Below are 14046 nucleotides of genomic sequence, written 5' to 3'. Positions count from 1 at the left end.
GATTACATTTCAGATTGCGTTATCAGGCTCTTCCGGTCAGACAAACCCTCGGCTTGCTTGGAACCCACCGGCAATGCCCATAAAATGCCCGTCATTACTTGTCACCACTTCAGATACCAGACCCTATGACTGATTTACCGGATACCGACTACACCCAGCGTTTCATCTTCGATGACAGCGACGCCCGCGGCGAGCTGGTGGCGTTGGAGCGTAGCTACGCCGAAGTCCTCGCCAAGCATCCATATCCGGAGCCGGTCGCGCAGATGCTCGGCGAACTGATGGCCGCCGCGGCGCTGCTGGTCGGCACCTTGAAGTTCGATGGCTTGCTGATCCTCCAGGCCCGCTCCGAAGGCCCGGTGCCGCTGCTGATGATCGAGTGCTCCAGTGAGCGCGAGATCCGTGGCCTGGCCCGTTATGACGCCGAACAGATCGCCCCCGACGCGACACTGGCCGACATGATGCCCAATGGTGTGCTGGCCCTCACAGTCGACCCGACCCAGGGGCAGCGCTATCAGGGCATCGTCGATCTGGACGGTGCGAGCTTGTCCGAATGCTTCACCAACTACTTCGTCATGTCCCAACAAACCAATACGCGTTTCTGGCTCTATGCCGACGGTCGGCGCGCACGCGGTCTGCTGTTGCAGCAATTGCCTGCCGATCGCATTCGTGACCCGGAAGAGCGCGATGCCAGTTGGCAGCACGTCACCGCCCTGGCCAGCACCTTGAGCGCCGATGAACTGCTGGGCCTGGACAACGAAACCGTGCTGCATCGTCTTTATCACGAAGAGCAGGTGCGCCTGTTCGACGGCCAGCCGTTGCGCTTCCAATGCAGTTGCTCCCGTGAACGTTCCGGCAATGCGCTGGTCAGTCTGGGTCTGGAAGATGCGCAGCAACTGGTGATCGAACATGGCGGGGCCATCGAGGTGGATTGCCAGTTCTGCAACGAGCGCTACCTGTTCGACGCGGCGGACATTGCACAATTGTTCGCGGGTGCGGGTGTCGACACACCGTCAGATACCCGTCACTAAAACGCTTCAGCGCAGGTAAATCTCCTGGCAAACGCCGGATTTACGCCGTACTGACGGGAGGGCCCTACTTTTTTTGGGCTTTTCTGGCATAATCCGGCCCACTTTTTTCGGGTAGTAGTGCGCGACTTCCTACTACAAAACGTTTGGAGCACTCGGCCACGGGCCGACGGGGAATCTCATGACGCAAGCCAATAACGCCGTGTACACCGATCTGAGTGTCGATGATCTGGTCAAAGAAGCCCTGAATCGCGGTGAAGGCGAGCTTGCCGATACTGGCGCGCTGGTTGTTCGTACCGGTCACCGTACCGGTCGTTCGCCGGTCGACCGTTTCATCGTAGAAGAGCCAACCACCCAGGACGCTATCGCCTGGGGCCCGATCAACCGCAAGTTCCCAGCCGACAAGTTCGACGCCCTGTGGAATCGCGTTGAAGCCTACCTGGGCGAGCGCGAGCGTTTTGTCTCCCACGTGCATGTAGGTTCCGATCCTGCGCACTACCTGCCGGTCAAGATGACCACCGAGACTGCCTGGCACAACCTGTTCGGTCGTTGCCTGTTCATCAACCCCGAGCAGTACAATGCCGGTGGCAAGGATGAATGGCAGATCCTCAACGCTCCGAATTTTGTCTGCGAGCCTGAGCGCGACGGCACCAACTCCGACGGCACCGTGATCCTCAACTTCGCGGCCAAGAAAGTGCTGATCGCCGGCATGCGCTACGCCGGTGAAATGAAGAAAGCCCTGTTCTCCGTGCAGAACTTCCTGCTGCCGGCTGTTGACGTGCTGCCGATGCACTGCGCCGCCAACATGGGCGAAGAGGGCGATGTAACCCTGTTCTTCGGTCTGTCCGGCACCGGCAAGACCACCCTGTCCGCCGACGAAAGCCGTTACCTGATCGGTGACGACGAGCATGGTTGGGGTGTGGGCGTGGTCTTCAACATCGAAGGCGGTTGCTATGCCAAGTGCATCGACCTGTCCGAGAAGAACGAGCCGGTTATCTGGAAAGCCATCCAGCACGGCGCGGTATTGGAAAACGTTGTCCTGGACCCAGTCACCAAGAAAGCCGACTACGCCGACGACAGCCTGACCCAGAACAGCCGCGCGGCCTATCCGCGTGAACTGATCGAAAAACGCGCACCGAAAAACCTCGGTGGCGAGCCCAACGCCGTGATCTTCCTGACCTGCGACCTGACCGGCGTGCTGCCGCCTGTGTCGATCCTCAGCGAAGAACAAGCTGCCTATCACTTCCTGTCCGGCTACACCGCACTGGTTGGCTCGACCGAAATGGGTTCGGGCAGCGGCATCAAGTCGACCTTCTCCACCTGCTTCGGCGCTCCGTTCTTCCCGCGCCCAGCCGGCGAATACGCGGAACTGCTGATCAAGCGTATCCGTGGCTTCGGTTCCAAGGTCTATCTGGTCAACACCGGCTGGACCGGTGGCGGCTACGGCGTTGGCAAACGCTTCAACATCCCGACCACCCGTGCGGTGATCGCAGCGATTCAGAGCGGCGCGCTGATCGGTGCTGAAACCGAACACCTGGACATCATCAACCTGGACGTGCCCCTGGCCGTTCCAGGCGTCGAGACCGGTCTGTTGAACCCACGTAACACCTGGGCCGACAAAGCTGCCTACGACGAAGCAGCCAAGGCCTTGGCCGGTTTGTTCATCGAGAACTTCAAGAAGTTCGACGTGAGCGACGCGATCAAGGCGGCGGGTCCGCAGTTGTAAGAGTCGGTTAGCCGACAAAAAAGCCGCCTGATCAGGGCGGCTTTTTTATGAGCGACTGATTATGTCGAAGACTTTCGAGTCCCCTAGACCCCTTCCACTTCCTGCGTGTCCCATCTCTGCGCCTTGACTGCTTTGTAGAGCATGGCAATGGTCAGCGGCACCTTCTTGCCACGGCCCTTGGCCCTGCGCTTTTGAAAGACATCGAAGCCTTCCGGCTGAAAATAGCGATAAGCGTCGTAATCGATGAGGTCGATGGCGAACCGCTCTTCCAAGGCTTCCATCAGATGCCGCGCGTCCGCCCCATCGCAACCCAAATCCAGATTGATCGCGGTCTCCAGGCGAATCGTCTTGCGTTCAGGCAAGCCGATTTCTTCGTGGAGCAGTTCCATGAGTTGGCGCATGGCGTGGTCGTCGGGGAAGTCTGGCGCGAGATGCATGGTGAAAGGTCCGAAGTAAAAAGAGGCGCGTCTGTATCGCTGGAAAGTTTAGGGGAAACGGACGTCAGTTGGGAAAGAAGTAAGGTCTCACAACGGTCTCGGAACCAGTGCATCAGCTTGTCGGTAGCGGCCTGATGCCCGTAATGCAATGGCTAGCCATCTGGGAACGTCTTTCGCATTGATGTGTTTGACATACTGAGAATTGGAAGGCTGCGAGCAGATTTCTGAAGGTTTGGACTCACTGTGATTATTGAACCGCCACTGGTTCAGGAGCGCGTCGTGACGCAGCTTCCAGGTCCATCAACCCTCGGCCATAGGCTTCGCTGTTGGCGTAGACACCTGTGCGGTTGGCTGTCGCCAGTAGATGTTCGCGTATCTGCTGAGGGCTGAGCTGCGGGTAAAGGCTTTGTAGCGCCGCCAAGGCGCCACTGACCAAGGCTGCGGCCGGGGAGGTGCCGGCGGTTTGGACGTAAAGGCCATCCTTGCCCACCGTGAGCAAGCCTGCCTGTGCGCCCGCATCGCCGCCTGGGACGGCGATGCACCACGCAGCTGCGAGACCGCAGTAGTTGGATTTTCCATTGATGGCGCTGCCGTCGTTCTTTAATGCAACCACCGCGATCCAGCCTTTTTCCAGTTCAGGCAAGGCCACCGGCAACCCCGGTTCGGCCAGGGGCTCGCGCTTGAGTTCGTTGCCGGTAGGGAAGATGAACACGGCACCGTCGGATACCAATTTTCGGGCAACGGCCAGGGAGTCGGGCATCACCTGGTTGTAGCGTGCCTCGTTGATTTCCGTGGCGGGGATGGCGTTGGCCCACGAGTTGTTGAATAGGCGGGCGCCCTTGTCGAAACCGCTTTGCCAGGATTGGGCGATCTCGCTGTCGAAGAAAAACGGCTCGTTGTTATCGCCAAAACGAAAGGGGATCAACCGTGCATTGAACGCGATGCCGTGCATGCCCTGGTCGTCCTTGTTGGCAGCGAGAATGCCGGCCATCTGCGTGCCATGGCCGATGCGGTCGACTGTGCCGGGACGGTCCTCGACATAGTCAAATCCAGAATCAGCCAACCTGCCTTCGAACTCCTTGAGGCTGGCGTCGAGCCCCGAGTCGATCAGCGCCACGACAACATCCTGGCCGGTCCCGCCACGTGCATAGAGCGCGGAAGCCTTGACGACGGCAAGGCCTTGCTGGGCCTGATACTCCGGCGTTTCGAATAGAGCCGGATCCACCCCGGATCGTTCCGGGACGGTCAAGCAACCGGCCAGCAGTGAGACCGACATTATCGTCAGGACGCGTAGAGCGCAAAGTAGGTGTGGCACGGTTCGTTCCTTGAATAGAGGTGAGCGTCAGGCTTCCTGGCCTTGACGTAACGCATGGATTTGGGACGCACCTTACCGTGGCAACGAAGTCGGGACGAGGCATCAAAGTGCCTGGATTTGTATCGCCTCGTGGCAAAGCATAAGCAGCTTGAGGCTGTATCATCCGGTATCGTTTTTTACCCTGACCTTTTCTCGACTCGCTGCGTAGCCCCGCTAGGCTTTGGGCATCGCAGCAGTCAAAGGAGCGACCGCGCATGCACAGCACCCTGGAACAGGTTTTTGGTTATTCACAGTTTCGTCCCGGTCAGGAGGCTGCCATTGGCGCGGTGCTGGCTGGTCGGTCGGCAGCCGCCATTTTTCCCACCGGGTCCGGCAAGTCCCTGTGTTATCAATTGCCGGCCCTGCTGTTACCACACCTGACCCTGGTGGTCTCGCCACTGCTGGCGCTGATGCAGGACCAATTGGCGTTCCTGCAGCGCCATGGCATCCCATCCGCCAGTATCGATTCGGCACAAAGCCGTGACGACGCCAGCGATGCCATGGCACGGGCCCGTTCGGGCGAGTTGAAGATCCTGATGGTTTCCGTGGAGCGCCTGAAGAACGAGCGTTTTCGTAACTTCTTGCAGCAAGTGCCGATTTCATTGCTGGTAGTAGACGAAGCGCACTGCATTTCGGAATGGGGACATAACTTTCGTCCTGACTATCTCAAGCTTCCCGACTATCAGCGTCAGTTCGACATCCCCCAGGTGTTGCTGCTGACAGCCACCGCGACCCCGCCGGTGATCGCCGACATGCAGGCGAAGTTCGCCATCGCCACCGCCGATGTGGTGACGACCGGCTTCTACCGGCCCAACCTCAATTTGCTGGTCGAGCCCGTGAGCGGCGCGGACAAGCGTGGGCGACTGGTGCAATGGTTGGGCGAACGGCCCGGGCAACCGAGCATCGTCTATGTCACCCTGCAGCGAACCGCCGAGCAGATTGCCGAGCACCTGGACCGGCACGGTATTGGTGCCGAGGCCTATCACGCCGGCTTGCCCCATGAGCAGCGCGAAGCCATCCAGCGACGGTTCATGGAGGGACAATCCAACTGTATCGTTGCGACCATCGCGTTCGGCATGGGCATCGACAAGAGTGATATCCGCAACGTGGTGCATTTCGACCTGCCCAAATCCATCGAAAACTACAGCCAGGAGATCGGCCGGGCCGGGCGGGACGGGCGCCCCTCCGATTGCCTGGTGCTGGCCAACCGCGACAGCCTCAATGTGCTGGAAAACTTCGTCTACGGCGATACGCCCGAGCTGGACGGCATTCGTTGCGTGCTGGACGAGCTGAAAGCCGCCGCACTCGATGGGCAATGGGAATTCCTGCTGGGGCCGCTGGCTGACCAGAGCAACATTCGCCAGCTACCGCTCAAGACGCTGCTCGTCCAGTTGGAGCTGCGCCGGCTGATCGCACCGCGTTATGCCTATTTCGCGGAGTACCGCTTCAAGTTCCTGAGCGAGCCGCAAGTGCTGCTGGAACACTTCGAAGGTGAGCGAAGGGATTTCGTCTCGGCGATCATCCAGACCTCCAGCCGTGCCCGGACCTGGGCCACGGTGAACTTCGACGGGATATACCAGCAGTATCACGCGGAGCGTCATCGGGTGGTCAAGGCATTGGATTATTTCCAGGAGAAGGGCTGGATCGAGCTGGAAAGCAAACAGATGACCGATGTGTATAGCGTGCTGGAGACGGACTTTGACCCACAGCTCCTGAGCCACGAGCTGCACGCTTATTTCACCCGACATGAGCGCGGTGAAATCGCACGGATCCACGCCATGCTTGAGTTGTTTGCCACTGATCGCTGCCTCGGCTATCGGTTGGCGCAGTATTTTGGCGATGACAATGCGCCCCGGCAGTGCGGCCATTGCTCAGTGTGCCATGGGCAGGTCGCCCGCCTGCCGGATCCGCCTGAGTTGCCCGCGCTTGTGGATAAAAGCTTCGAGGCGCTGTGCACGGATTTTATCCACAAGCATGAGCAGCACACCGGTAGCGTGCCTTCCGCTGAGCGAGTGACCCGGTTCCTGTTAGGGATCAGCGTGCCGCTGTTCACCCGATTGAAGGCGCGGAAGATTCGCGGATACGGCGCCTTGGAAGAGTATCCGTACGCTGAAGTTCGCCAGTGGGCCCAGGGGTATCTCTGAGCTGAATCCATCCGATGAATGCCCTCCATCACACGAATAAATTTCAAAAACCCCCTGGGCCTGACTATGGTGAACGCTGTCCTTGGATCGCCAACAAGAGAGCAAACATGAGCCAGACAACCTTCGATATTCAGCGCGCCGCAGTGGTCGGGGCGGGCACCATGGGTCGCGGCATCGTCATGTGCCTGGCCAATGCCGGCGTCGCGGTGCAATGGGTCGACAACAACCCGCAGATGCTCGAACAGGCGCTGCTGGCGGTGGCACAGACCTACGGCCATAGCGTGCGCCAGGGCCGTATCGACAAGGACGAGGCCGATGCCCGGATCGCTCGGGTGACGCGAGCGGATGACTACGCGGCGATCCGCAATGTGGATCTGGTGATCGAAGCGGTCTACGAAAACCTGGAACTCAAGCAGAAGATATTTCGCGAGCTGGACGGCCTGCTCAAGCCAGAGGCCATCCTGGCGAGCAATACCTCGGCGCTGGATATCGATGCCATCGCCGCCGCTACCCGCCGGCCCAGCCAGGTGCTGGGGCTGCATTTCTTCAGTCCGGCGCACATCATGAAACTGCTGGAGATCGTTCGCGGAGCGCAAACCTCCAAAGCCGTGCTGGACGCGGCCCTGGTGTTGGGCAAGCGCATGGGCAAGGTCAGCGTGGTCTCGGGTAATTGTCATGGTTTCATCGGCAACCGCATGCTCCACCCCTATGCGCTGGAGGCTCGCAAGATGCTGCTGGAGGGGGTTTTTCCCCATCAGATCGATGGGGCGCTGCAAGGCTTCGGTTTCGCCATGGGGCCGTTTCGTATGTACGACGTCGTCGGGATCGACCTGGAATGGCGCGCCCGTGAGCTGGCAGGCAAAGGCCAGGATGCGCCCGAGGTGCAGGTGGACAATCGCTTGTGCGAACTGGGACGGTTCGGTCAGAAAAGCGGCAATGGGTACTACCACTACGAACCGGGTAGTCGACAGGCCGAGCATGACGTCGAGGTCGATGCACTGGTGCTGCGGGTCAGTGAGGCGTTGGGGTTCCAGCGTCGCGAGATTGGCCCGGAGGAAATCCTTGAGCGCTGCTTGCTGGCGCTGGTCAACGAAGGCGCCAAGATCCTGCAGGAAGGCATCGCCGAGTCGGCCCATGATATCGACCTGGTCTACCTCAACGGCTACGGGTTTCCAGCGGACAAGGGCGGCCCGATGGCTTGGGCCGACGGGCAGGGACTCGACGATATCCACGCACGCCTGCTGGAGCTCGAAACGAAGCAGGGCGACCAGTGGAAGCCTGCGCGACTGATCGGGGAGCTGGCAGCACAAGGCAAGGGATTCGCGAACCGATAAGTCGTCATCCCGTGGACCATTGAACAACCATGAAGAGCAACTGATGCCCCAACGTAACGAATACCCGCACTTGCAGCCCATTACCACGCGCTGGCACGACAATGACGTGTACGGTCACGTCAACAACGTCACGTACTACAGCTTTTTCGATACGGCAGTGAATACCTACCTGATCGAAGTCGGCGGCCTGGATATCCATGATGGAGAGGTGGTGGGGTTCGTGGTGAGTTCGGCCTGCGACTATTTTGCCTCGATCTCGTTTCCGGACCGGATTGAAATCGGCTTGAGGGTCGGGAAGCTGGGCAGCAGTTCCGTGCAGTACGAGTTGGCGGTGTTCAAGGCCGGCGAGGAAGAGGCCTGTGCGGCGGGACGCTTCGTGCATGTGTTCGTGGATCGGGCCTCGAATCGGCCAGTTGCGATTCCGGATCCGTTGCGCGGGGCTTTGGAGCGTTTGGTGGTCTGAAATAAAAAATCGCAGCCCCCAGTCAGCTATGTGAGCTGCCGGAGGCTGCGATCTTCAACGGCTAGTATCGATCAGCCGTTAGTCGCGGTAGTAGCGATGATGCTTCTTGCGATGCCCATAGGCATGGCCGCGACCTGGATGGCCGTCACGGTAGTAGCGACGGTCACCACGACGATCATCGTAACGACGATCATCATCGTCGTCCTTGCCCATGTAGTTACCCAGCGCGCCGCCAGCACCACCGCCGGCTGCCGCACCGATCAGGCTACCGGTGCTGCCACCGACGCTACGACCGACCACGTTACCGCCCGCTGCGCCCAACGCGCCGCCGATGGCTGCTTCGCCGCGGCTGTGTTTGTCTGCACCGACCGCACTACCGCCAGCGCCACCCAGGGCTGCGCCGATAGTGGAACCGGTGTTGCCGCCCAGGGACTGGCCGACGACCGAACCCAAAACCCCGCCCAATGCGCCGCCAACACCTGCTTCGGCAGTGCCGCCGGCAGAAGCGACGCCACTGATCAGGCCAAGGGACAACAAGAGAATGGAGGAGAACTTCATAGAGGAGCCTCAAAGGGATGACGGCGCGATCCTGAGGCTGGCTTCGCTTGCTGACAATAGAAATCCGACGAGTAACACGACTTGTGCACAATTCGCTAAGTTATTGTTTTCTGGTCGGAACTTAAGCAGGTTTGGCCGGTCTTTAGCTACTTCGGACAGGCCGTTTTCTATGGAAAACGGCCTTTTTTGTGGGCGCTCGAAAAGCGTGATGAGGGCGAGCGCCCCCATCACCCAGGCTGTGTCAGGCCGACTTGGCCAGGATCATCCCGCTCTCGCTTGCTGCTTCCAGGCGGATTGCCACGAATTTCGAGGTCGGGGTGTCGCTGCCGTCACCGGTGCTTTCCAGCGGGACCAGCGGATTCACCTCAGGGTAATACGCAGCGGCCTGCCCGGCAGGAATGTCGAATGCCAGCAAGGTGAAACCCTTGACGCGGCGCTCGCGGCCATCATCCCAGAGCGAAACGATATCGGCCTTCTGCCCCGGCTTGAAGCCCAGGCGAATGATGTCCGCTTCGTTGACGAACAACACATCCCGCTGGCCTTTCACACCGCGGTAGCGGTCATCGAGGCCATAAATGGTGGTGTTGTACTGGTCGTGGGAGCGCATGGACTGCATGATCAGGTCCGGCAATTGTCCGGTAGCGCGGGTGCGCTCGTGCACCAGGTCAGTCGGCAACCTGTTGGGCTTGAAATTGGCGCGGCCCGAAGCGGTACTCCAGCGACGCGCTCCGGCGCTGTTGCCCAGATAGAAACCGCCGGGGTTCTGGAGCTTTTCGTTGAAGTCCTTGAACCCTGGGACAGTGTCGGCGATCAGGTCGCGAATGCGGCTGTAGTCGGCGACCAGCCAGTTCCAGTCCACCGGGCGGCTGCCCAGCGTCGCGGCGGCGATACCGGCGATGATCCAAGGCTCGGAGCGCATCTGGTTCGACAGTGGCTGTAGCTGGCCCTTTGAGGCATGGACCATGCTGAAGGAGTCTTCGACGGTCACCGCTTGCGCGCCTTCGGTTTGCAGATCGATGTCGGTACGGCCCAGGCACGGCAGAATCAGGGCCTCCTTGCCGTGGGCCAGATGGCTGCGATTGAGCTTGGTGCTGATCTGCACGGTCAGGTCGCAGTTGGCCAAGGCCTGGAAGGTGCGGTGGCTGTCCGGCGTGGCTTGGGCAAAGTTGCCGCCCAGGCCGATGAACACCTTTGCCCGGCCATCAGCCATGGCATGAATCGCCTCGACCACGTTGTGGCCGTTTTCGCGCGGTACCTTGAACTGGAAGCGGCGCTCCAGCGCGTCGAGGAAAGCCGCCGGCGGGCGCTCGTTGATGCCCATGGTCCGGTCGCCCTGCACGTTGCTGTGGCCGCGCACCGGGCACAGGCCTGCGCCCGGCCGGCCAATATTGCCGCGCAGCATCATCAGGTTGGCGATTTCCTGGATGGTCGCCACCGAGTGGCGATGCTGGGTAATACCCATCGCCCAGCACATGATCACATTCTTGCTTTTGGCGTACATGCGCGCCGCCTGCTCGATCTCGACCAAGGTCATGCCCGACTGCTCGACGATCTGTTCCCAGGGGGTGTCGTCGACCACGGCCAGGTAATCCAGCACATTGATGCTGTGCTCGTTGAGGAAAGCGTGGTCGAACACCGCTGCCGCGCCGCTGTTTTGCGCATCACGTTCCCATTGCAGCAGGAACTTCGCCATGCCCCGCAAGATCGCCATGTCGCCACCCAAGGCCGGACGGAAATAGGCGGTATTGGTCGGTTTATCACCGTTGGTGAGCATTTCGAGCGGGTGCTGCGGATGCTGGAAACGTTCCAGGCCGCGTTCCTTGAGCGGGTTGATGCACACCACCTGAGCGCCGCGTTTCACCGCTTCACGCAGCGGCTCGAGCATCCGAGGGTGGTTGGTGCCGGGGTTCTGCCCCCAGACGAAAATCGCATCGGCGTGTTCGAAATCGTCGAAAGTCACCGTGCCCTTGCCCACACCGACGCTCTGGGACAACGCCACGCCGCTGGCTTCGTGGCACATGTTCGAGCAGTCGGGAAAGTTATTGGTGCCGTAGGTGCGCACGAACAGTTGATAGAGGTAGGCCGCTTCGTTGCTGGCCCGGCCCGAGGTGTAGAACTCGGCCTGGTTGGGGCTGGAAAGCCCATGCAGGTGCCGGCCGATCAGGGCAAACGCGGCATCCCAGCTGATGGGTTTGTAACGGTCGGTTGCGGCGTCGTAGCTCATCGGCTCGGTCAGGCGACCCTGGTATTCGAGCCAGTAATCGCTTTGCTCCAGCAACGACGTCACGCTGTGCTTGGCAAAGAATGCCCCGTCGACACGGCGCTTGGTGGCTTCCCAGTTTACGGCCTTGGCGCCGTTCTCACAGAACTTGACCATGCCGCTTTCCGGCGAGTCGCCCCAGGCACAGCCTGGGCAGTCGAAACCGCCGTTCTGGTTGGTCTTGAGCATCATGCGGATGTTCTTCAACGCATTGTCGCTGGTCAGCCAGGCCTGGGCGACACTGATCAGCGCACCCCAACCACCGGCCGGGCCCTTGTAAGGCTTGTAGCGCGGTACGGGTTTCTGGTCGGCTTGTTGATGATTGCTCACGCTTGATTCTCCATCGCAGGGCTGTAGACCCGCGGCGCACTCTTTTGCGGCAGGTGGATAAGGTTGAGGTTGTGCTGGCGGGCCCATTGCACGGCGAGGCCGGTGGGCGACGACAGGCTGACCAGCGTCTGGATGCCGGCGCGCAACACTTTCTGGATCAGTTCGAGGCTGCAACGACTGGTAACGATCGCCACGCCACCGGTCACCGGGACCTGTTGCCGGACCAACGCGCCGATCAGTTTGTCGAGCGCGTTGTGCCGGCCAATGTCTTCGCGGCCCAACAGCAACTCGCCTTCGGCATTCATGAACAGCGCCGCGTGAACCGCCCCGCAGTATTGGCCCAGGGGCTGGAACTGTCCGATGCGCTGGCGCAGGCCTTCGAGCCACTGTGCTGGTGGTAACGGCGCGCCGGGCAATTTCTTTAGGTTCGGCAGCGCCTGTTCGACCGCTTCCACACCGCATAACCCGCACCCGCTGGTGCCCGCCAATTGCCGGCGTTGCTGCTTGAGGTTCCAGAAGGCGCGGTTGGCGATGGTCACCTGGGCATAGTGCGCAGAACCGGCGCCGCTCAGTTGCAGGTCATAGATGTCCGATGAATCTTTGATGATGCCGCTGCCGAGGCTGAAACCGACGATGAAGTCTTCAAGATCGGTAGGCGTGACCAGCATGACGGCCTGGCTGATGCCGTTATAGGCGATCGCCAACGCCACTTCCTCGGCCAGCGCGGTGCTGTCCGATTGGGAATGGTCAAGATCGCAGTAGCGATAGCTCTGGCTGGCGGCGGGCACGGGCGCTTCCACCGCGGGCACCGGACAGGCCGGAGGCTTGGTTTTCATGGCATCACCGACGGTTTGAATAGTGACAAGACTAAATGCGGCAATCTGCCACGTCTAATTGCTATTACTGATCCATCAATAGATGACGTCGATCAAGAAGGGCTTGATGATTTCTGATAGAGGGCGAAACAGGCCTCGGCCAAGGCCGAGCGCGGGGCACCACGGCGCATGATCAGCCCAAGCGGGACAAGGGTTTGCGCGCTTTCCATGGGCTGAATACGTAAGTCTTCAGTCAGTACGTCCAGGCCGCTGTTCAACGGCATCACCGCGCAACACAGCCCGCCGTGTACCGCTTGGAGCAACTGATGTACGGCGTCGGTTTGCAGCAATGGGCGTGGTGTGAGGCCCCGACTGTGGAAATTGTGGTCGATGGATTGGCGAAAATGCATGCCGCTGGTGAGCATGCCCAAGGGCAATTCGACCAGCGCTTCCCAGGTCAGCGGTTGTTCGCCGAAGAAAAAGTAGCGTTGGTCGTACAAAAGGCCCATGCGGGTATGGGCGAAGGGCAGGGCTTCGAACCGTTCATTGTCCAGTCGTTCCAGGTAGGAAATGCCCAGGTCGATGCGGTTGTTCGCCAGGTGTTCGAGGATGTTTTCAGAGCTCAGGGACGACAGCTCGAAACGCAGGTTGGGGTGTTCGGCATGCAAGCGTTGCATGATGGATAACGGGTCGAAGTCCGACAACGGCACCACGCCCAGGCGCAGCGTGCCGACCAGGTTGCCGCGACAGGCCGCCGCTTCGGCCTGCAAGCCGTCATAGGCCGCCAGCACCGTGCGTGCCCATGCCAGCACCCGTTCCCCCGGGGCGGTGAAACCTTCAAAGCGCTGGCCGCGATTGACCAGTGGCAAGTCGAGTTCCTCTTCAAGGCTGCGCAGGCGCATCGACAGGGTCGGCTGGGTGATATGGCAACGGGCGGCGGCCTGGCCGAAGTGGCGGGTTTCGTCCAGCGCGATCAGAAATTTCAGCTGCTTGATGTCCATCTTCGCTCCAAGACGCGGGAAGGTTCGGATTCTAGCGCTTGCAGGTGGCGGGGTCATTGGTCGGCTGGGAACCGGGTTCGCCTCGCCTGGTCTAGTCTTTTGCGTCTGGACACTAAACCCAAGGAGCGTACGCCATGAGTATTTTTAGCTTTGTGAAGGAAGCGGGTGAAAAACTGATCGATCTGCTGACCCCCGGCAATGCCAATGCCAGCGAACAGCTCAAAGAGCACATTGAAAAGGTCGGGCTGGGCAATCCGAACGTTCAGGCGACCATCGAAGGTGACAAGGTCACGGTTACCGGTGAAGTGGAAAGCCAGGAAGAGAAGGAAAAAATTCTGTTGGCGGTGGGTAACATCGCCGGTGTCGGCAGTGTCGACGACCAGATCACGGTGACCGGTCCGGTGGCAAAAGCGGCGCGTTTCGTGACGGTTAAAAAAGGCGACACACTCAGCGCCATCGCCAAGGCTGAGTACCACGATGCAAACAAGTACAACAAGATTTTCGAAGCCAACAAACCGATGCTGACGCACCCGGACAAGATTTATCCAGGGCAGGTGTTGCGTATCCCTGAGTAACCAGGCCTCTGTGGGGATGGAGCA

12 protein-coding genes are annotated in these 14046 nt (G+C 60.2%); 6 read left to right on the top strand and 6 right to left on the bottom strand.

Annotation, left to right across the window (positions count from 1 at the left end):
• The first annotated feature begins 125 nt into the window (after positions 1 to 125).
• Entirely contained in the window at positions 126 to 1028 is a 903-nt protein-coding gene (gene hslO / locus AD663_RS26620; RefSeq protein ID WP_003186819.1) for an Hsp33 family molecular chaperone HslO, read from the top strand.
• A gap of 178 nt (positions 1029 to 1206) precedes the next feature.
• Complete coding sequence (locus tag AD663_RS26615) at positions 1207 to 2751, top strand: phosphoenolpyruvate carboxykinase (protein WP_003186818.1); 1545 nt, start codon at positions 1207 to 1209, stop codon at positions 2749 to 2751.
• Positions 2752 to 2834: 83 nt separating this feature from the next.
• Here the strand turns inward: AD663_RS26615 and AD663_RS26610 are convergent, their stop codons facing one another.
• Positions 2835 to 3188 (bottom strand): DUF1493 family protein, encoded by a 354-nt coding sequence (locus tag AD663_RS26610; RefSeq protein ID WP_003186816.1) that lies wholly within the window; start codon positions 3186 to 3188, stop codon positions 2835 to 2837.
• 247 nt (positions 3189 to 3435) lie between these two features.
• Entirely contained in the window at positions 3436 to 4464 is a 1029-nt protein-coding gene (locus AD663_RS26605) for a S8 family peptidase (protein ID WP_033046344.1), read from the bottom strand.
• A 293-nt stretch (positions 4465 to 4757) separates the two neighbouring features.
• On the opposite strand from AD663_RS26605, the gene AD663_RS26600 reads away from it, so the two are divergent.
• The 3 genes from AD663_RS26600 (at position 4758) to AD663_RS26590 (ending at position 8483) form a co-directional block, all read left to right on the top strand.
• Positions 4758 to 6686, top strand: a complete 1929-nt coding sequence (locus AD663_RS26600) for an ATP-dependent DNA helicase RecQ (RefSeq protein ID WP_053214810.1) — start codon at positions 4758 to 4760, stop codon at positions 6684 to 6686.
• Between the two features lie 107 nt (positions 6687 to 6793).
• The gene (locus AD663_RS26595; RefSeq protein ID WP_053214809.1) at positions 6794 to 8020 is read left to right on the top strand and encodes a 3-hydroxyacyl-CoA dehydrogenase; all 1227 of its coding nucleotides are present in this window, start codon (positions 6794 to 6796) and stop codon (positions 8018 to 8020) included.
• A 43-nt stretch (positions 8021 to 8063) separates the two neighbouring features.
• Positions 8064 to 8483, top strand: coding sequence for a thioesterase family protein (locus tag AD663_RS26590; RefSeq protein ID WP_053214808.1), 420 nt, complete (start codon positions 8064 to 8066; stop codon positions 8481 to 8483).
• Positions 8484 to 8561: 78 nt separating this feature from the next.
• On the opposite strand, the gene AD663_RS26585 is transcribed toward AD663_RS26590, so the two are convergent.
• The 4 genes from AD663_RS26585 to AD663_RS26570 all read right to left on the bottom strand — a co-directional run bounded on the left by AD663_RS26585 (position 8562) and on the right by AD663_RS26570 (position 13447).
• The gene (locus AD663_RS26585) at positions 8562 to 9041 is read right to left on the bottom strand and encodes a glycine zipper domain-containing protein (RefSeq protein ID WP_003186811.1); all 480 of its coding nucleotides are present in this window, start codon (positions 9039 to 9041) and stop codon (positions 8562 to 8564) included.
• A 241-nt stretch (positions 9042 to 9282) separates the two neighbouring features.
• A complete protein-coding gene (locus AD663_RS26580; RefSeq protein WP_003186810.1) occupies positions 9283 to 11631 on the bottom strand; it encodes an FdhF/YdeP family oxidoreductase in 2349 nt (782 codons plus the stop codon).
• Positions 11628 to 12467, bottom strand: coding sequence for a formate dehydrogenase accessory sulfurtransferase FdhD (fdhD, locus tag AD663_RS26575; protein WP_003186809.1), 840 nt, complete (start codon positions 12465 to 12467; stop codon positions 11628 to 11630). The genes AD663_RS26580 and fdhD overlap by 4 nt, the downstream gene beginning before the upstream one ends.
• Positions 12468 to 12559: 92 nt before the next feature.
• A complete protein-coding gene (locus AD663_RS26570) occupies positions 12560 to 13447 on the bottom strand; it encodes a LysR family transcriptional regulator (RefSeq protein WP_003186808.1) in 888 nt (295 codons plus the stop codon).
• 134 nt (positions 13448 to 13581) lie between these two features.
• On the opposite strand from AD663_RS26570, the gene lysM reads away from it, so the two are divergent.
• Positions 13582 to 14022 (top strand): peptidoglycan-binding protein LysM, encoded by a 441-nt coding sequence (gene lysM / locus AD663_RS26565; RefSeq protein WP_003186807.1) that lies wholly within the window; start codon positions 13582 to 13584, stop codon positions 14020 to 14022.
• Positions 14023 to 14046 lie beyond the last annotated feature (24 nt).

This window comes from Pseudomonas sp. Q12-87 (assembly GCF_001269755.1).
Lineage (GTDB): Bacteria > Pseudomonadota > Gammaproteobacteria > Pseudomonadales > Pseudomonadaceae > Aquipseudomonas > Aquipseudomonas fluorescens_S.
This window is presented reverse-complemented; position numbering and strand designations above follow the sequence as displayed.